Origin of the sequence: Flavobacterium mekongense (assembly GCF_047038255.1) — a bacterium.
Taxonomy (GTDB): domain Bacteria; phylum Bacteroidota; class Bacteroidia; order Flavobacteriales; family Flavobacteriaceae; genus Flavobacterium; species Flavobacterium mekongense.
In genome coordinates, this window is the sequence record NZ_CP174374.1 from 1 (window position 1) to 19,344 (window position 19,344).

The following is a 19,344-nucleotide window of genomic DNA, read 5'->3' on the forward strand; positions in this document are numbered from 1 at the left end:
ATCCAAAATATGAGCAAAACTGCGCAATCGGTATGGGAAAACTGTCTTGAGTTCATAAAAGACAACATTCAGGAACAAGCTTTCAAAACTTGGTTCGAACCGATTAAGTCAGTGGAACTTACAGACAATGCTTTGTACATACAAGTACCGAGCAAATTTTTCTATGAGTGGCTCGAGGAACACTATGTTAAATTATTGAAAGTAGCGTTAACCAAAGAACTCGGAAAAAACGCAAAGTTACTCTATAAAATCAAAATGGAAAACACTTATGGCAACAAACAACCGTTTACGGAACAATTGCCAAGTGCTCACCGCAGTCCGATAAAATCCCAAGAAGTTGACGCTCCGTTTAAAAACCTGAATCCGGAACTAAAAAATCCTTTTGTAATTCCGGGTATCAGAAATTTAAAAATTGAATCGCAACTCAATCCTAATTATAGTTTTGACAATTTCCTTGAAGGAGATTCCAACCGTTTAGCGCGCTCTGCCGGTATGGCCGTTGCCAACAAACCGGGCGGTACTTCTTTCAATCCTTTGTTGATTTTTGGTGGTGTTGGTTTGGGAAAAACACACTTAGCCCACGCTATTGGTGTTGAAATTAAGGACAAATATCCTGAAAAAACGGTATTGTACATTTCCGCGGAAGTGTTTACCCAACAATATATCGACTCGGTAAAGAAAAACAACCGAAACGATTTCATTCATTTTTACCAATTAATTGATGTATTGATTATTGATGACGTTCAATTCCTTTCAGGAAAATCAGGAACGCAAGATGTTTTCTTCCATATCTTTAATTATTTACACCAAAACGGCAAACAGGTAATCCTTACCTCAGACAAAGCGCCGGTTGACATGCAAGACATCGAGCAACGTTTGTTGTCGCGTTTCAAATGGGGATTGTCTGCCGAATTACACCAACCGGATTACGAAACCCGTATTTCTATCTTGAAAAATATTTTATACCGAGATGGTGTAGATATGCCTGAAGAAATTGTAGAATACGTGGCCCGAAACATCAAATCTAATGTAAGAGAATTGGAAGGGGCAATCATTTCGCTAATCGCCCAATCTTCTTTCAATAAAAAGGAAGTGACTTTAGATTTGGCTAAAAGTGTGGTAGAGAAATTCGTTAAAAATGTAAAACGTGAAATTTCCATCGATTACATTCAGAAAGTAGTATCCGATTATTTCCAATTGGATGTGGATACTTTACAATCTAAAACCAGAAAACGTCACGTGGTACAAGCCCGTCAATTGGCCATGTTTTTTGCTAAAAAATTCACCAAGTCTTCTTTAGCTAACATTGGCTCTCAAATTGGCGACAGAGACCATGCTACCGTTTTACACGCTTGTAAAACCGTTGACAATTTGGTTTCTACCGACAAGCAATTCAAAAAATTCGTAGAAGATATTCATAAAAAATTATCTCTGTAATACGGTTTTAACCGAATTATAACTTACAAGGAACGATATGCCCGTTAAAATTTTAATGGTTTGTTTGGGTAATATCTGCCGATCTCCATTGGCAGAAGGCATACTCGCATCTAAATTACCTCAAGACAAGTTCTTCGTTGATTCTGCAGGAACAGGAAATTATCACATTGGCAGACAACCTGATCAACGGTCAATCTTGGTCGCTCAGAAAAACGGTATAGATATCACTTATCAAAAAGCCCGTCAATTTTCCTCCAAAGACTTTGACGAATTCGATTATATCTATGTCATGGACAGTTCTAACTACGACAACGTAATAGAATTGGCTAAAAACGACAACGACAAAACCAAGGTAGAAATGATTCTAAACCATCTCTTTCCGGGCGAAAATGTAGATGTGCCCGATCCGTATTACGGATTACAGAATGGCTTTGACATGGTTTATGAAATGCTCGATGAAACTTGTACTATTTTAGCCCAAAAGCTAATGACGAAACACTCGTAAGCTATTTTCCCTCATTAAAAATCACAGTAAAATGACAACGCACAACCCAAAAGGAAAATTGTATTTAATTCCAACCACTTTGGGTGAGAGTGACCCCATGGATGTGCTGCCGCAAACGGTTAAAAGAGCCATTGATTTCATTGACTATTACATCGTTGAAAATGAAAAAACGGCAAGAAGATTTATCAAATCGGTCAATACACAAAAAGTACAAGCCAATCTGAAAATTTCATTACTCAATAAACACACGGAAGTTTCGGAACACAACGCCATGATAAAACCTTGTTTGGAGGGAGTCAATATAGGTTTAATGAGCGAAGCAGGCTGTCCGGGCGTAGCCGATCCCGGTGCAGTTATAGTGAAAATTGCACACGAAAAAGGCATTCAGGTGGTGCCTTTAGTTGGCCCTTCCTCTATCCTACTGGCGATGATGGCATCTGGTATGAATGGTCAGAGTTTTGCTTTTAACGGTTATTTGCCTATTGACAAAAGTGATAAAAAATCGGCACTTAAAAACTTTGAGAAAATATCGGGTGACAGAAACCAGTCGCAAATCTTTATAGAAACACCGTACCGAAACAACAAGCTTTTAGAAGACATTCTATCGGCTTTGCAACCGAATACTCATCTTTGTATTGCAGCCGATATTACTTTACCAACAGAATACATTAAAACCTTACGCGTGGTCGATTGGAAAAAAACAAAGGTCGACCTGCATAACAGACCGACCATTTTTATAATTCATAAGTTGTAACTTAATTAACTTTAGCGTTTTTAATGGGTTGTATTCCTTTGGTATCAAATCCCCCAAAATCTCTAAGGTAAGTTCTCACTGAAGTACCGTAATTGTCTTTCATTTTTCGCTCTCCGTTAGAGTTCAAAAAACGCTTCACCGAACCGGTACCGCCTAAATGCGCTGCTGCTAAAATTCCGGATTCTGTAATTTTAACGCCGTCTACCACTTTGCCTTCAAAGTACTGAATATAAGCTCGCAACTCGTATTTGTTTTTGGAAAGCAAGGTAACAAAGGCTTTTTCTTGGAGCTTCGGATTATTCAAAAAACCTAAACTATCATGAATACCAATAGATTTAAGGGTTCCGACACCGAATTGGTATTTTCCTAAATACCCTAAAGTATTAATTCTTCTGTATTTACCTTGAGATTCTTTGTGCGCAATGGCTTCTTTATAACCAATAAAATACCTTCCGGTATACGGCACTTTTAGATTAACGTAATCTATGTTGTTTTGAGAAGGAAAAACGTATTGCAATTCTTCATTTTCATCAACACCGAAATTGAAGTTGATTTGGGCATTGTAAGGTTTAAAACCTGAGCTTATAAAAGCTACTGTTAGTAGGATAGTTGAGTAAAATATTCCTTTTTTGATCATTAATTGTTATTTCTCAAGCGCTGTCACCGACATGAAATTACCGAGGGCAAATATACAACTAATTTTATAAAATTGACTATCAACAAGTTAAACTACTCTAAAAGTAGACCAAATGCCATTTCGTCCCTCCTGAACCCTTGATTTCAAACGTTGGAGCGGGAATCTTGATCGTGTTGCAAATTGTTAAAATAGTCTTAAGAAAATGCGATTTTGTTTCAATTTTGGTCAGATCAATATCGAGACTTAGGTAAAATTGACGATATCTTTGTTGTTCGGGAAGGAAAATAGTATTGACAAAAGCTTCTTTTCCGGTAATCATGCCTTCTGCTCCGTAACCAACGGCTACATTCAACCATTTGGGCACTTTGCTTTTTGGAGCAAAAGAATGAATGTTGAACGACAACCAATAAGTTTGACCGTTGTAATCTTTTAAAATTTGCTCTTGTAATGAACTTCCCAAAACTTCTGGTCGTGCAGCGGCATAAGGTGTAGTATGAAAAGAAAACTTAGGCACGATGCGCTGTTCTTTCCAAAGTAATTCTTGGGAAACATACAAAGCGGTCCCGGAAACATTAGCAACTACGTCTCCGAGTGAAGCACCCCAATTAGCCGAATAGCCGTCAAAAACCTCAACAGTAGTTAAAAAAGCCAAGCCCAAAGTAGCACCATAAAGTAACTGACTCTTTTTATTGGCTCCCGACCATTTTAAAGCATTAGCTCCAAAACTCCCTAAATGATAAGCCGAAAATACATGACCGGCTTTGTCCATTTGCAACCACTCCGCATTGTCATTGATAAAATGAAAATCTGACCTCGGATAATCGGCATACCAAACCTGATTTAACCCAACCAATGCTGCGGTTCCAAGAGTCGCTTCAGTAATTACTAAAGTTTTTAGTCGGCTTTTATGCAGCGTATCTGAAGGTTTCAAAAAAGCCTCTAAACCCTTTTGCGACCATAGTATAGAGGTGCAAAAAAGCAAGCATAGTATGTAACCCTTTTGCTTCAAGAGTTATCGCTTGGTGCCTTGGGCGTTCAACCAATCGGCGTATTTTTTAGCATTAACATCATGTTGCGCCATAGTAGCCGCAAATTCATGATAACCAAAACGTTCTACACTGGCACAAAAATACAAATAATTGTGTTTTTCGGCATTCAATACGGCATCAATAGCATCGATATCAGGCATGGCGATTGGTCCGGGTGGTAATCCTTCGTTTTGGTAAGTATTGTATGGAGAAGCAATAAACAAATCGTTATATAAAACTCGCTTGATGACCTGCTCAAAATTGTTGTCGCGCAATTTTAAGGCGTAAATTACTGTAGGATCAGCTTGCAATTTCATTCCGTCTTTCAGGCGATTTAAATACACCCCGGCCACGGTTGGTCGTTCACTTTTCTTAACAGTTTCTTTATGTACAATCGAAGCCAGAGTAATCACTTGCACAGGCGTCATGTTTAAATCGGCCGCCTTGGCCATTCGCTCTTTAGTCCAAAAACGATTGTATTCTTCCAACATCTTGTCTCTGAATTTCTCGGCTGAAACATTCCAATAAAATTCATAGGTATTAGGCAAAAACATGGCAAAAACATTCTCCTTAGTAAAACCGTTTTTTTGTAAAAAGATACTATCACGGAAAGTCGCCAATAACTTAGTGGTATCAGGCTCAATTTGAGCACTGATGCGTTCGCAAAAATTTTCCAAACGCTCTTGATTGTTGAAGGCCAATTTTACCGGTACATTTCTGCGCATTGCACTTACCAACTGAAAAGCACTCATTCCCTTTTTCAACAAAAATCTCCCCGGTTTGACATTTTCAGGATAGGACCGGAGTTGGGCAATAAACTCAAAATCGGACATGTTTTTTATGTAAGGCGAAATGATTCTCTGCACCTCATCATACTTAGAATCTGTTGGAATTTCCACATAAACTTCTTCTTTATCAAAAGCAGTATTGGAAGTAAAGTATTTGATGTACACAAATAACACGACCAATATACCAACGGCCGCAATAATTTTAAAGATTTTATTTTTGTTCAAAACCGAAATTGTTTAAGATTTATTTTTTTATCAACTGAAAAAGGGCTTCATCGTGAAAGCGATTACCGGTAAAATTCCAATCTTTCTTCACGCCAATTTTTTCAAAACCAAAGGTAGCAAAAAGTGATAAACTCGCTGTGTTTTCCGTACTGATATTGGCATACAATTGGTGCAACTGCAACTGCTCAAAAGCAAAGCCAATCACTAAGCCTAAAGCTTCTTTACCATAACCCGAATGCCTGTTACGCTCATCTTGTATAATGATTCCCACTCCTGCTCGTTTGTTTTTGGGATCAAAGTCGAACAAATCAATCAAACCGATAGCCACTGCTGTATCATTTCTACAAATGGCCAAACGCAACTGTTTGGCTTCATAAATGTCTTGGTGGGCATTTTCTAAATATTGTCGGATTAGAAACCTGCTGTAGGGCGTTTGGGTGTTGCTGACTTCCCAAATTTGCTCATCATTTTCCAACGCGTACACAAACGCTAAATCTTCAGGTTCGAGGGCCCGTAAAAATATTTTTTGTCCTTTTAGAGTAATCATACTGCTTATACTTCTATGGCTCCTTGAAAGACAAAAGTAGCGGGACCTTTAAGGAATACATTGGTATATTTGTCACCTTCTTTTACAAAAGAAACCTCCAATTTTCCGCCTTCTACCTCTAAATGAATATGATGTGCATTGGTTTTTCCGGTGGCGTGCATGGCTATAGCTACAGCCGTAGCACCGGTCCCACACGATAAAGTTTCGTCTTCTACTCCGCGTTCATAAGTACGCAAAGCAAAATGATTTTCAGCGATTTGCTTCACAAAATTCACATTGCTTCCTGCCTTTCCGTACAAATCCGAGTAGCGTATTTTAGCCCCTTCAGTTTTTACGTCGAAATTTTTCAAATTGTCCACCATCATAACATGGTGAGGCGAACCGGTATTCAAGAATACATAGTCTTCCTTGATATGAACTTCTGCCACTTCTTTCATCCCTAAAGAAACGATACTGTCTTCAAAAACAGCAGCGTGGTGAGGTCCGTCGGTAGCAACAAAATTGGTGTCATTTTGGATTACCCCCAAACTTTTGGCAAAAGCTACTAAGCATCTTCCGCCATTGCCACACATAGAACTTTCGTTACCATCGGAATTGTAATAGACCATCCTGAAATCGGCTTCCGCATCTTGTTCCAATAAGATGAGGCCATCTGCTCCGATGCCAAAACGTCGATCGCACAATTTCCGAATAAGTGCTGTATTGCTTTTGGGAAACACGGCAGCCCTATTGTCGATCATGACAAAGTCGTTCCCCGTGCCTTCATATTTGTTAAAATTGATTTTCATAGCAGTGTTAAGTACCACAAATATAGCAAAATTTAAGATTGACTTAAAAATTGTTAAACGACCGTTAAAGGGTATTGACAGCGAAAATGAAACTTTTTAATTTTACTATAGATAATTTAAAAAACAGTAAAAACGATGAGAAGAGTATCGAGTTTATTTTTAGTTTCTTTATTAAGCGGAGCCACTACTTTAGGAGCTTACAAGTTATTCTTTGACAACAATGAAAGAGAGAGCATCGTTACTACAGCTTCCGGTTCTTACGGAAGAACTGTGGGTTTATCGGGAGAAGCTATCGACTTTACTGAAGCAGCAGAAGCAGCTGTTCATACTGTGGTGCATGTTAAAAATGTTTCTATCAGAACCGTTTCTAATCCTATTATGGAATTCTTTTACGGTCAACGTGGTGGTCAGCAACAAGAACAAATAGGCACCGGTTCGGGGGTAATCATTTCTGAAGACGGTTATATAGTTACCAACAATCACGTGATTAAAGATGCGACCGAATTAGAAGTAACGCTAAACAATAACAAATCATACAAAGCCAAACTTATCGGTACCGATTCTAAAATGGACATCGCACTATTGAAAATCAATGCCGATGAAAAATTACCCTATTCTACTTTTGCCGACTCCGACCAAGTTAAAGTAGGTGAATGGGTTTTGGCCGTAGGAAATCCATATAATCTCAATTCAACCGTAACAGCTGGTATTGTTTCCGCAAAAGCGAGAAATTTAGACAACCGCAACGGCATTCAATCTTTCATTCAAACCGATGCCGCTGTGAATCCCGGAAACAGTGGTGGTGCTTTGGTAAATACACGCGGAGAACTTATCGGTATCAACACCATGATTTCCTCTCCTACCGGAAGCTATGCCGGATACTCCTTTGCCGTTCCTTCTAACATTACCCGAAAAATCATTGAAGATATTATGGAATTTGGCGGAGTACAAAGAGGAATTTTGGGCGTGGAAGGCAATGAATTAAACAGCAAAGCCTCGGATGAATTAGGCATTAAAGACACTGAAGGTTTTTATATCAATAAAGTCAGTAAAAACTCAGGAGCCGAAAAGGCAGGATTACGAAAAGGAGATGTGATCAAAAAATTAGACAATCAAAAAATCAGCACTTTCGCGGAATTGACCGGTTACATTAACACCAAACGTCCTAACGACAGAGTTCAGGTTACTTATGTACGCGAAAATGAAACCAAAACAGCTTGGGTAACACTGATTAAAAACGATATTTACACCACAGAATTTAAAGGGTTAGAGTTGGAAAACATCGACAGTGCCGATAAGAAAAGATTCAGAATTGACTATGGTGTTCGCATCAAGGAAATCAATAATGACAATTTAAGACCTTATTACGATCAGCTCAAAGGGAACATCATTCTTTCGGTAGACAATGTAAAAGCTACGGATGTGGAAACGATTTCAAGATTTTTGAATAAAAAAGACGAAAACCAAAGTGTCAGCATCCAAATGATCAACCGATTGGGACAAGTGATACAGATTATCATCTAAATACAAAATCATCTTACTTATTTTTCGAAAAAGCCGACCTTATTCAAGGTTGGTTTTTTTTATGCCAAAAAAAGTTACGAAATCGTTTTCGTAAAACATTGGTATTTTATACTTTTGCGCCACCTGAGACTGACAAGTCTTTTTAAACAAGGTTAAATTATAAAACACAACTAAACACTTTCATTTTTATGAGCAGCAACACTTTGTACGAGAAGGAATTATCGTTCCAAGCCGACAGACGAAAAGCCGGAGTAGAATTCATCAAAATCATCAGCGATTTGTGGTACGACAAGTCCATCGAGTTGGTTCTTTTCAGAAACCAGTTGATAGACCGAAACGTGAGTGACATCATCAATTTACACGAATACGCCGGTGAATTTGTTCAAAAACCCATCAACGTTTTTGACTCGGTGGAAATTGCCAGAGCGATTTTAAACTTAGACTTACCACCTTCTCGTATCGACATCGGAAAACTGACTTACGAATACCATTTGGAAGACAATAAGTACCATGATGCTCGTGCATTTGTGATTGACAAATTGAAAAATGCCAAAAACTCTAAAAATATCCAACCTAAAGATGTAGTGTTGTATGGCTTTGGCCGTATTGGTCGTTTGTTGGCTCGTGAAATGATGAGTAAAATTGGAAAAGGACAACAACTTCGTCTGCGTGCTATTGTAACTCGTGACCGCAATGATGCCTCATCTTTAGAAAAAAGAGCTTCGTTATTGCGTTATGATTCGGTACACGGCGACTTTGAAGGTTCTGTTCAAGCCGATGTGGAAAACAACGCCTTAATCATTAACGGCACAACAGTACACATCATTACTGCGGCAGGTCCGGAAGAAATAGATTACACGAAATACGGCATCAATGACGCTTTGGTGATTGACAATACAGGTGCTTTCACTACTGAAGAAGCTTTGAAACGCCACCTAACTTCTAAAGGAGTGGACAAAGTATTGCTAACCGCTCCGGGCAAAGGTGTGCCTAATATCGTTTACGGTGTAAATCACAACGATTACAATCCGGATGAAGTGAATATTTATTCTGCTGCTTCATGTACCACCAATGCCATCACGCCTATTTTAGCTGCTGTGGAAGAAACATTAGGCGTAGTTAAAGGCCATTTGGAAACCATCCATGCTTATACAAACGACCAAAACTTGGTAGATAACATGCACAAAAAATACCGTCGTGGTCGCGCTGCTGCTTTAAATATGGTGATTACCGAAACCGGAGCCGGAAGTGCTGTAGCGAAAGCACTGCCAAGTTTAGCCGGAAAATTAACCTCTAATGCGATTCGAGTTCCGGTACCTAACGGTTCTTTAGTAGTACTTAATTTGGAAGTAGGCAAAGCAACTTCTATTGAAGAAGTAAACGGCATTATGCGAAAATATGCTTTGGAAGGCGAATTGGTGGAACAAATTAAATACTCTTTGAACAACGAATTGGTTTCTTCCGATATCGTAGGCACTTCAGCCCCATCTATTTTTGACAGTAATGCCACGATAGTTTCAGGAGACGGAAAAAACATAGTGCTTTATGTTTGGTATGATAACGAATACGGCTATAGCCACCAAGTAATTCGTTTGGCCAAATACATTGCTAAGGTAAGACGCTATACTTATTATTAATAGGCAAGAATTAATTCACTTGAAAAATCTCGTTTATCCGGTAGGGTAAAACGAGATTTTTTTGTTAATAAGCATATAATTTGTTAATAAAATTAGGTTTTAGAAAAATAATTACTATTTTTCGCCTTCCAAAAACAACGCCCTACAACCTGCTTATGAAAAAATTAATTTTGAGCTTGTCAATTCTGACTTGTTTTGCGTTCTCCAATGAGGAGCCGAAAGTAACAACCTACAACTATGGTCACAACGGAATGGAGTATGTGGCGCGTAACAAAAACGGTACGGTAATCATCAGTACATTTAATTCTAAAATTACCATTCGCCAAGAAATAGCCACCAGAATTTATGAAATGTACCTTGACCGTAAATTAGAAAACAACAAAACAGTTACCGTATTTGGTTCTGAAGCCGATGTAACCGGAAAATGTGTCATCAAAAAGAAAGACAATTTAACGACAGTCGATTTTTACTACGAAAGCGTACTATGGTGTTCCGGACATAAAGAAATATATCAAAAGAAAGCATAACAAAAAAGCTCAACGTAAAGTTGAGCTTTTTTATGATTGTTTGAATCAATTAGGCTTTTCCGGCAGCAATCAAGTTCAAGGCTGAACCGGCTACAAACCAACCAATTTGACTTTCGTTGTAAGTGTGGTTAGCCAAAATGGTGTCTTTCGAACCATCTGCATGAACAAACTCTAACGTTAACGGTTTGCCAGGTGCGAACTCGGTTAAATCTAAGAAATTGATAGTATCATCTTCTTGAATTTTGTCGTAATCCGCTTCGTTTGCAAAAGTCAACGCCAACATTCCTTGTTTTTTCAAATTGGTTTCGTGAATACGAGCGAATGATTTTACCAATACCGCTTTTACGCCTAAGAAACGAGGTTCCATAGCGGCATGCTCACGAGATGAACCCTCACCGTAATTGTGGTCACCCACAACAATCGAAGGTACTCCGGCAGCTTTGTAAGCTCTTTGCACCGCAGGTACGGCATCATAAGCTCCTGTCAATTGGTTTTTTACCTTATTGGCTTCTTGATTGAAAGCATTAATGGCTCCAATCAACATATTATTAGAAATATTATCTAAGTGTCCGCGGAAACGCAACCATGGTCCGGCCATTGAAATGTGGTCAGTAGTACACTTACCGAACGCTTTGATCAACAACTTGGCTCCAGAAATATTCTTTCCGTCCCAAGCATCAAATGGCGCTAACAATTGTAAACGATCTGAAGTTGGCGAAACCACTACCTCAACCGATGAACCATCAGCTGCAGGTGCTTGGAAACCGGCGTCTTCTACATCAAAACCTCTTGTTGGTAGTTCGTCTCCTGTTGGCGGGTTTAATTTTACCGCTTCACCTTTATCGTTTAACAAAGTATCCGTGATTGGATTGAAAGACAAATCTCCGGAGATAGCCAAAGCCGCTACCATTTCAGGCGATGTTACAAAAGCGTGTGTGTTCGGGTTACCGTCGGCACGCTTAGAGAAGTTTCTGTTGAACGAGTGAACAATAGTGTTTTTTTCCCCTTTGTCAGCACCTGTTCTGTCCCATTGTCCGATACATGGACCACAAGCATTGGTAAACACTTTAGTTCCCATTTTTTCAAAAGTAGCAATGATGCCGTCTCTTTCGATAGTGTAACGGATTTGCTCAGAACCCGGGTTGATACCGAATTCGGCTTTAGGCGTAATACCATGAGCCACGGCTTGCTCTACAATAGAAGCCGCGCGGGCCATATCTTCGTAGGAAGAATTGGTACAAGAACCTATCAATCCCCATTCTACTTTCAAAGGCCATCCGTTAGCGGTAGCTTCTTCTTTCATCTTAGACACAGGTGTTCCTCTGTCCGGAGTAAAAGGTCCGTTAATGTGCGGCTCTAATTCAGACAAGTTGATTTCAATTAATTGATCAAAATAATCGGCAGGATTAGCATACACTTCGGCATCTGCTGTTAGGTAAGAAGCTACTTTATCGGCAGCATTAACCACATCTTGACGACCGGTAGCCGCTAAGTATCTTCTCATAGAATCATCGTAACCGAAAGTAGAAGTAGTCGCTCCGATTTCGGCACCCATATTACAGATGGTTCCTTTTCCGGTACACGACATAGACGTAGCACCTTCACCGAAATATTCAACGATAGCACCGGTTCCTCCTTTTACGGTAAGGATATCGGCCACTTTTAAGATAACGTCCTTAGGTGCAGTCCAACCGTTTAATTTTCCGGTCAATTTAACACCGATTAGTTTAGGGAATTTCAATTCCCATGACATGCCCGACATTACGTCTACAGCATCGGCACCACCAACACCAATTGCCAACATACCCAAACCACCGGCATTCACCGTGTGAGAATCGGTACCAATCATCATTCCGCCCGGGAATGCATAATTTTCTAAAACAATTTGGTGGATAATTCCTGAACCCGGTTTCCAAAAACCGATTCCGTACTTGTTAGAAACTGAAGATAAGAAATCGAATACTTCTTTCGATTGGGTATTGGCTACAGCCAAATCGGTTTTAGCACCAACTTTAGCTTGGATTAAGTGATCACAGTGAACGGTTGTCGGCACAGCCACTTTGCTTTTACCGGCGTGCATGAACTGCAGTAAAGCCATTTGAGCAGTAGCATCTTGACAAGCTACTCTGTCCGGTGCAAAGTCAACATAATCTTTACCGCGGGTAAAAGATTGAGAAGGCATACCTTCCCACAAATGCGAATATAAAATCTTTTCAGATAAAGTAAGCGGACGCCCTACTAACTCACGTGCTTTGTCTACACGAGCAGCCATAGTAGCATACACTTTTTCAATCATTTCAATATCAAAAGCCATAATAAATTTGGTTAATTTGTTTGCTTCGCAAATTTACGAAAACGTTATACTTATGAAAAGTTTTTACTAAAATATGTTGCTCAAAACGACTGTTTTAAGGAATAGTAATTTTTGATAGTTCTTTTTTGACAATAACGTATTTTAAAAGTCAAAAAATGTCAATTATTAATTTTTATCCCTCAAATTCATCAATGGCAACTCATAAAAGCGATAAAGTAAATAGCTCAAAACTAAGGTAATTGTGAAATATCCGAGGATAAAAATGCTGACTTCAAAAGTATCTTGAGCATCGAAGGGAATGTAATGTTTCATAAGCAGTAAAATCACACTGTAATGCAACAAATACATGGAATACGAAATCTTACTTAGGAAAACAATCGGTTTTTCAAAAAAGAATCCTGTAGCTTTCCATTGGGACAATAAAGGTAAAAAACAAGCAACGGCAACAGACAAAAGCGGTAAATAAAACACATTCCACAGCAGAGGATGTGTTTCTATAACCCAACCTAAAGAGCCGATAACAAAAAACTGAAAAAAGAAAAGCAAAGCACCTATACCCACGAACAAAACTTGATATTTTATCCATTGGGTTTTAAAATTGTAATAAAGCCAGCTGCACAAAACTCCTATAAAAATACTGTCCAACCGGTAAATTACAACAGCTTTGAGCGATAAGTTCCATTGTGTCAGATTGGTCGTTGGTTCGTTAAAATGATAATAAAATTTAGTCGCTAAGAAAACACCAATCAACACCAATACCATTTGCAGAAAGAAGCGTCTTTTATTCTTGGGTTTAAGCAAAAGTCCGGCCATTAAAATAAAAAACGGCAATACGATGTAGGCATACTCTTCCACCGAAAGGCTCCAAGATTCCGGAAAAAAGGGCAGCATGGTAGTGTTTAAATTTTGCCCAAAAAAGAAATATTTCCATCCCGACAAAGCGGCATACCCTACTACTGAGGCAATGCATAAATTGAGCACTAACACCAAATAGTAATTCGGCAACGTGCGGTACCATCTTCGCTTGAGAAAATAAAAAACCGTAGCCAAACTAAAATCGGAATTCAGATACAGCTGGTAAAGGATTTTACCGATGAGAAACCCACTTAACACAAAGAAAATCTCGACTCCGAAAAAACCCGACAATACCAACAGTTGGTGCAACAAATTATCCCTCTCAGGCACTATCCAAACGCAATGTCCAACAACAACCATTAAGATGGCTATAGTACGCATTAAGTCGAGACCAAAGATTCGTTCGTTGACAAGAGGATACTTTACTATTTTATTCATTAATTAAATGTAATAAAATAATAAAACCGGATTACAATAATTTACTTATGATTTGTTCCTCTGTAATCCCCTCGGCGTCGGCTTTGTAGTTTTTGATGATTCTGTGACGCAAAATGCCGGTAGCAACCGCTTTTACATCTTCAATATCCGGAGAAAATTTACCATTAAAAGCGGCATGAGCTTTAGCAGCCAAAATTAAGTTTTGAGACGCTCTGGGTCCAGCGCCCCAATCCAAATAATTATTGACATACTCTGGAGCCAAAGCGCTTTTTGGACGGGTTTTGCCTACCAAAGACACCGCGTATTCAATCACATTATCCGCCACGGGAACGCGACGAATTAAATGCTGGAAATCGATAATTTCCTGAGCAGTGAACAAAGCGTTTACTGTTGGCTTTTCGTCGTTTGTTGTACTCTTTACCACCTGAACTTCTTCTTCGTAGGTAGGGTAATCGAGTTTGATAGCAAACATAAAGCGATCTAATTGGGCTTCGGGCAACGGATAAGTTCCTTCTTGTTCTATAGGGTTTTGGGTTGCCAATACAAAATAAGGTAAAGACAATTTATAGTTCTGACCGGCTATGGTAACAGCACGTTCCTGCATAGCCTCGAGCAGAGCGGCTTGGGTTTTAGGAGGTGTTCTGTTGATTTCATCAGCCAAGATAATATTCGAAAAAATCGGACCTTTGATAAACTTGAACTGACGGTTTTCATCTAAAATTTCACTCCCCAAAATATCAGAAGGCATCAAATCGGGGGTAAACTGTATGCGCTTAAAATCTAATCCTAAAGCCTGAGCAATGGTGTTGACCATTAAAGTTTTGGCCAAACCGGGAACCCCAACCAACAAGGAGTGTCCGCCTGAAAAAATGCTCAACAAAATCTGGTCAACCACTTCATCCTGACCCACGATGATTTTGGAGATTTCCTTCTTGAGTTCAATTCTTTTTTGAACTAAATTTTGAATGGCAGCTACATCAGACATTTGATATTAGATTTAAGATTTAAACTATTTGATTAAAGGAGTACAATTTACTTGAATTTTATGGCAAAACTATTTCTTCAGCCAATTATTGAGAAACAAACAATCTCTGTATTCTCCGTTGATTTTAATGTAAGTTTCTTTGATTTTTTCTTCCGTCCATTTGGCAATGGCTTTGATTTGTTTTTCTTTGAGCGCTAAATCTTTGATTTTGGTGTAATCTTTGGCATAATCTGCTGTGTGCTCATTGATTCTGTTGGTTACCGTGATGATTTTGTATTTCTTACCGGTTCTCGGGTCATCGTCAAGGATTGGAGGAGTGATAGCGCCGTCTTTCAAGTTAGACACCTCGCTGTACAAAGACGGATCCATTTTAGTCAATTCGAAACGAGTATCTTGTGTTTTGGGATTGATTAGCGTTCCGCCATTGGCTCTGGTTTCTTTCTCGTCTGACAAAGTGCGAGCGGCTTCTGCAAACGAAATCTCTCCTTTTTCGATACGCGATTTGATGGTTAAAATCTTTTCACGAGCTTCTCTCAAAGCTTGGTCGGACACTTTGGGCATCATTAAAATGTGACGCAATTCCACTTCCTGTCCTCTGATTTTTTCCACCATAATGATGTGGTAACCATATTCGGTTTCGAATGGTTCAGAAATTTCTCCTTCACCTAAACTGAAGGCTACGTCTTTAAATTCTTTTACGAATTGTGTCTTTCTGTTGATTTTGTAAAATCCACCGTTTGAAGCCGAACCGCGGTCATCGGAATAAATAACCGCTCTGGTTTTAAAGCTGGCACCGGCCAAAACTTCTTCTTTAATTTCTTTGAGTCGGCGAATCACTCTTTGTTTCTCTTCCTCAGTAATTTTAGGGATAACCACAATTTGAGCTACTTCCATTTCGGCGCCGAAAACCGGCAATTCATCTTGTGGAATCGATTTAAAGAAAGTACGTGTTTCTTCAGGCGTAATTTCTACAGCATCCACAATCTTTCTGCGCATTTCACCGGATAGTTTATTGGTCTTGATGATATCGAATAAATCCGTTCTGAAATCATCTTCATTGTCTTTTTTGAAATATTGAATTACCTTTTCCATAGAACCTAACTGCTCTACCATGTAGGCAATTTGCTCACTCATTTTCTCTTTTACTTCTTCATCCTTAACCACTATACTGTCCTGAATGGCTTGGTGTGCATACAATTTGTCTTCTAACAAACTTCCCAACATCTGACAACGACTGATATCTTTTGTAGGCTGCCCTTGACTGGCCAGTTCCAAATAAGCTTTATCCACATCGGAATCCAAGACCAAATAGTCTCCAACGGTAGCAATAATACCGTCTACTTTTAATTTCTTTGAGGCATTGTTTTGCGGTTTAGGCTTGATACTGTCCTTAATGATTTCTTGTGCATTGACAGAACCAACAGAACAAATCAGCACCAATACGGCTGTGGTTAGTTGGTTATTTATATATTTCATAATCGTTGTTTTTAATGGCATCATCGGTGATTTCTTTTTCAAACTGCTTTATTAATTCTAATTTTCTTTGGTTCAGTATAACTTCCTTTAATGTGGGTTTGATGTATTCAAATGGCGACACTTGATTTTTATCAATCACATTGGTTATTTTTATCAAATACACATCGTCATTGGATTGTATTTCAGCTTTCTTTCCGGGTCTGATAATCTCATCTCGGTTGTCGGGATTAATCACCGGTAATTTGTAATAAACCTGACTCATATCTACCCAAACCGAATCGTTCATCGCAAAGCTTTTGAACTGTAAGGCGTAAGTATCCCAAAACTTTTTATCCTTCTTATTATAATTAAAGAACTTGTTTCTTATGGCAGCAAAGCGAGGATTGTCTTTGGCCAAATTGATAAAACGCAAACGCACTAAAGTACCGTTGGTTTTAAAATTTTCTTTGTTCTCTTTATAATATTTTTTTAATTCTTCCTCTGTTACTAAAGTGTCTACGTTATTCTTTACAACTTCTTCTATATAGGCTTTAGTGTACAAATCAATTTTATATTGTTTAATCAAAGCGTTGTACTCGCTTTTTTTCTTATCACTCAAATTGCGTTCTGCAGCTTCAATGAGTAGTTTTTGACTTGCCCATCGATTGATAAAATCCCTAACCAAAAGGATGCTGTCTGCTTTGGAAGTTCCTGCCGGAACCAAGGTAGCAATATCACTTTTGTACAAATAGTTTTTTCCGACTCTGGCAATCGATTCCGGTTTTTGTTCGGGCTTGAAATAATTACAAGATCCCAACAACAATAGGAATAAAAAAAAACTACTTCTGATCATTTACGGATGCAACTGTTTCTTAACGCTTTCAAAAACTTCTTGGTTGACCTTAACATTGAATTCTTGTTTTAAATCGTCAACCCATCTTTGCTCTAAATATTGTTGGTATTCATTAACCAATTTCCCTCTGCATTCATCCAAAGTTTTCACTCCGGCCGGCAATACTTTATCCACTTTTACGATAAAATAATATTCTCCTTCTTTAAAGATATCTGAAGTACCAACTTCAAACTTGGTGGCTTTTGGCAAAGCACTGTTCCCTTCTTCAAACCTACCGGTATTGGCCATAATATTGACAACATTGTCGGTATTGAGTTTGTCTTTGATTGATTGCGGGTCGGTATTCTTTTTCAATAAAGCCAATGCTTTTTTAATGGTTTCCAATTTGGTTGAAGACAAAATAGTAGCTTCTACCCTATTTTTCCACATATGGTTAAATTTGGTTGAGTTGTAAAAATTTTGCAACCCAACGGTATCGGTTTTAGCACGCTCCCAAATTTCTTTTTCCATCAAGTCGAACAACAACAATCCATCTCGATATTCTTCCATTACATAAGCAAACTCAGGAAATTCTGTCTCCAAATTTTCATCGTAATAGGCAGTTAATTGTTCGTCTAAAAACTTGTTGTAAAGCAGTTCGTTAAGAGCTGAAAGTGGTTTTACTTTCAATCCGGCTTTTTGTTGCTTGTCAACAAAATCCAAAAACTTTTTACCTTCTATTTTTTTGTTGTTGATGGTAAGCAATATACCCGAATAATCTTTGGCTGCTTCCGGTTGCGACCATTTCGACTCATAAAAATCTTCTGTTATCCATTTTGATAATTGGGCATAGACCTTAGCCTCTTTTTTATAAGTGTATTTTTTTCTGAGCTTCTCGTTGAGTGAAGCCGTTATTTTTTTGGAACGATCATCTTTTCCGATTTTATTTTCCAATTCCATTTTCATCTCAGCCTGTGTTCTGATGGGATGTTTTTCTATCAACTTCACTATGTGCCAACCAAATTCCGTTTGGAAAGGTTTGGAAAGATCATTAGGCTTTGCTAAGGAGAAAGCCACTTCTTCGAACGCTTCAGAACTCAATTGTCCGGAGCCGAATTTGCTTAACAATCCGCCTTTAGGAGAAGAAGATTTGTCTTCGGAAAATTGCTTAGCTAAATCTTCAAATTTTTCTCCTTGCTGGATTTTTTGGTAAATTTCATTGATGGTTTTTTCCGGCTTCCCTTGGTCGGCATCTTCAGGTTTGGCTTTTAAAATCATGATGTGAGCCACAGTAACTTCACCACGATTAGGTCTGATGTCATTTACTTTTACAATGTGGTAACCAAAACGGGTACGGGTAATTTTTGATACTTTCCCTTTGGCCGTATTATAAGCAGCATTTTCAAAACCATATACCATTCTGAACGCAGTAAAATAGCCCAAATCCCCTTTGTTTTCTTTGGCAGATGGATCTTCGGAAAACTGTTCGGCTAATACCGCAAAGTCTTCACCCGCTTGTGCTCTTTTAGCAACATCTTCGATTTTTTTGTAAGCCTTCAAGGTGTCCTCTGGAGAAGCATTTTCGTCTACTAGTATCAAAATGTGAGAAGCTCTGACTTCTTTTTGCAAACGATTGTAAGCTTCTTCGATTAAGGCTTCGGTTATTTTAGTGTCGTTGAAATAGTTTTTAGCCAACTGACTGCGGTATGATTTCAATTCGGCTTGGTATTTGGCGCTGTTCTGCAACCCTAATTTATAGGCCTTGTTGACTTTTAATTTGTACCCGATAAAGAGCTCTAAATACTGATTTAAATCTTTTTGAGATTCGTCTTTAACCAAGTCTAAGTTTTTCTTATAAACCCTCGAAAACTCATCGGTGTAATATGACTTATCGTTAATAGTAAACAAAACTTCTTTTGTATTGGTTTGCCCTAAAACAGCCGTAGCCATCAAAATGAACAATCCTAAAAAAAATGGTTTTATACTCATATGCGCTTAATTTCTTTATAAAATCAGAATTAATTTCTTGCTTTTTGTTCCCCGTTTAAAGCGGTTTGTTTTAATGAGG

General features: G+C 38.5%; 17 protein-coding genes. 6 read left to right on the plus strand and 11 right to left on the minus strand.

Annotated elements, in window-relative coordinates; genetic code table 11:
- The first annotated feature begins 9 nt into the window (after positions 1-9).
- From dnaA to ACJG85_RS00015, 3 genes are read left to right on the plus strand one after another with little or no spacing between them, the layout of a single operon-like run.
- A complete protein-coding gene (gene dnaA, locus ACJG85_RS00005; RefSeq protein WP_409679590.1) occupies positions 10-1,437 on the plus strand; it encodes a chromosomal replication initiator protein DnaA in 1,428 nt (475 codons plus the stop codon).
- Positions 1,438-1,474: 37 nt separating this feature from the next.
- Complete coding sequence (locus ACJG85_RS00010; RefSeq protein ID WP_409679587.1) at positions 1,475-1,942, plus strand: low molecular weight protein-tyrosine-phosphatase; 468 nt, start codon at positions 1,475-1,477, stop codon at positions 1,940-1,942.
- Positions 1,943-1,973: 31 nt separating this feature from the next.
- Complete coding sequence (locus ACJG85_RS00015; protein ID WP_409679584.1) at positions 1,974-2,696, plus strand: SAM-dependent methyltransferase; 723 nt, start codon at positions 1,974-1,976, stop codon at positions 2,694-2,696.
- Between the two features lies 1 nt (position 2,697).
- Here the strand turns inward: ACJG85_RS00015 and ACJG85_RS00020 are convergent, their stop codons facing one another.
- From ACJG85_RS00020 to dapF, 5 genes are all read right to left on the minus strand, one after another.
- Positions 2,698-3,333: a peptidoglycan-binding protein LysM gene (locus ACJG85_RS00020; RefSeq protein WP_409679581.1), complete on the minus strand. Its 636-nt coding sequence runs from the start codon at positions 3,331-3,333 to the stop codon at positions 2,698-2,700.
- A gap of 97 nt (positions 3,334-3,430) precedes the next feature.
- Positions 3,431-4,264: a DUF2279 domain-containing protein gene (locus tag ACJG85_RS00025; protein ID WP_409679578.1), complete on the minus strand. Its 834-nt coding sequence runs from the start codon at positions 4,262-4,264 to the stop codon at positions 3,431-3,433.
- An 81-nt stretch (positions 4,265-4,345) separates the two neighbouring features.
- On the minus strand, positions 4,346-5,374 hold the full coding sequence (mltG, locus tag ACJG85_RS00030; protein ID WP_412464506.1) for an endolytic transglycosylase MltG: 1,029 nt from the start codon (positions 5,372-5,374) through the stop codon (positions 4,346-4,348).
- Positions 5,375-5,393: 19 nt separating this feature from the next.
- Complete coding sequence (locus ACJG85_RS00035) at positions 5,394-5,921, minus strand: GNAT family N-acetyltransferase (protein ID WP_409679572.1); 528 nt, start codon at positions 5,919-5,921, stop codon at positions 5,394-5,396.
- Positions 5,922-5,926: 5 nt separating this feature from the next.
- Positions 5,927-6,709, minus strand: a complete 783-nt coding sequence (dapF, locus tag ACJG85_RS00040) for a diaminopimelate epimerase (protein WP_412464507.1) — start codon at positions 6,707-6,709, stop codon at positions 5,927-5,929.
- 135 nt (positions 6,710-6,844) lie between these two features.
- Here dapF and ACJG85_RS00045 point away from each other — a divergent pair, with 135 nt between their 5' ends.
- From ACJG85_RS00045 to ACJG85_RS00055, 3 genes are all read left to right on the plus strand, one after another.
- Entirely contained in the window at positions 6,845-8,233 is a 1,389-nt protein-coding gene (locus tag ACJG85_RS00045; protein ID WP_412464508.1) for a trypsin-like peptidase domain-containing protein, read from the plus strand.
- 188 nt (positions 8,234-8,421) lie between these two features.
- The gene (locus ACJG85_RS00050; RefSeq protein WP_409679564.1) at positions 8,422-9,870 is read left to right on the plus strand and encodes a glyceraldehyde-3-phosphate dehydrogenase; all 1,449 of its coding nucleotides are present in this window, start codon (positions 8,422-8,424) and stop codon (positions 9,868-9,870) included.
- Between the two features lie 155 nt (positions 9,871-10,025).
- Entirely contained in the window at positions 10,026-10,397 is a 372-nt protein-coding gene (locus tag ACJG85_RS00055) for a hypothetical protein (RefSeq protein ID WP_412464510.1), read from the plus strand.
- Between the two features lie 49 nt (positions 10,398-10,446).
- On the opposite strand, the gene ACJG85_RS00060 is transcribed toward ACJG85_RS00055, so the two are convergent.
- The 6 genes from ACJG85_RS00060 to ACJG85_RS00085 form a co-directional block, all read right to left on the minus strand.
- Positions 10,447-12,711, minus strand: coding sequence for an aconitate hydratase (locus ACJG85_RS00060; RefSeq protein WP_412464511.1), 2,265 nt, complete (start codon positions 12,709-12,711; stop codon positions 10,447-10,449).
- A 165-nt stretch (positions 12,712-12,876) separates the two neighbouring features.
- Positions 12,877-14,004 (minus strand): acyltransferase family protein, encoded by a 1,128-nt coding sequence (locus ACJG85_RS00065; protein WP_412464512.1) that lies wholly within the window; start codon positions 14,002-14,004, stop codon positions 12,877-12,879.
- A gap of 31 nt (positions 14,005-14,035) precedes the next feature.
- The gene (locus ACJG85_RS00070) at positions 14,036-14,989 is read right to left on the minus strand and encodes an AAA family ATPase (RefSeq protein ID WP_409679553.1); all 954 of its coding nucleotides are present in this window, start codon (positions 14,987-14,989) and stop codon (positions 14,036-14,038) included.
- 69 nt (positions 14,990-15,058) lie between these two features.
- Positions 15,059-16,486: a peptidylprolyl isomerase gene (locus ACJG85_RS00075; protein ID WP_409679877.1), complete on the minus strand. Its 1,428-nt coding sequence runs from the start codon at positions 16,484-16,486 to the stop codon at positions 15,059-15,061.
- Positions 16,449-17,297 (minus strand): hypothetical protein, encoded by an 849-nt coding sequence (locus tag ACJG85_RS00080; protein ID WP_409679551.1) that lies wholly within the window; start codon positions 17,295-17,297, stop codon positions 16,449-16,451. The genes ACJG85_RS00075 and ACJG85_RS00080 overlap by 38 nt, the downstream gene beginning before the upstream one ends.
- A complete protein-coding gene (locus tag ACJG85_RS00085; protein WP_412476645.1) occupies positions 17,298-19,265 on the minus strand; it encodes a peptidylprolyl isomerase in 1,968 nt (655 codons plus the stop codon). It abuts the gene before it with no gap.
- Between the last annotated feature and the right edge of the window lie 79 nt (positions 19,266-19,344).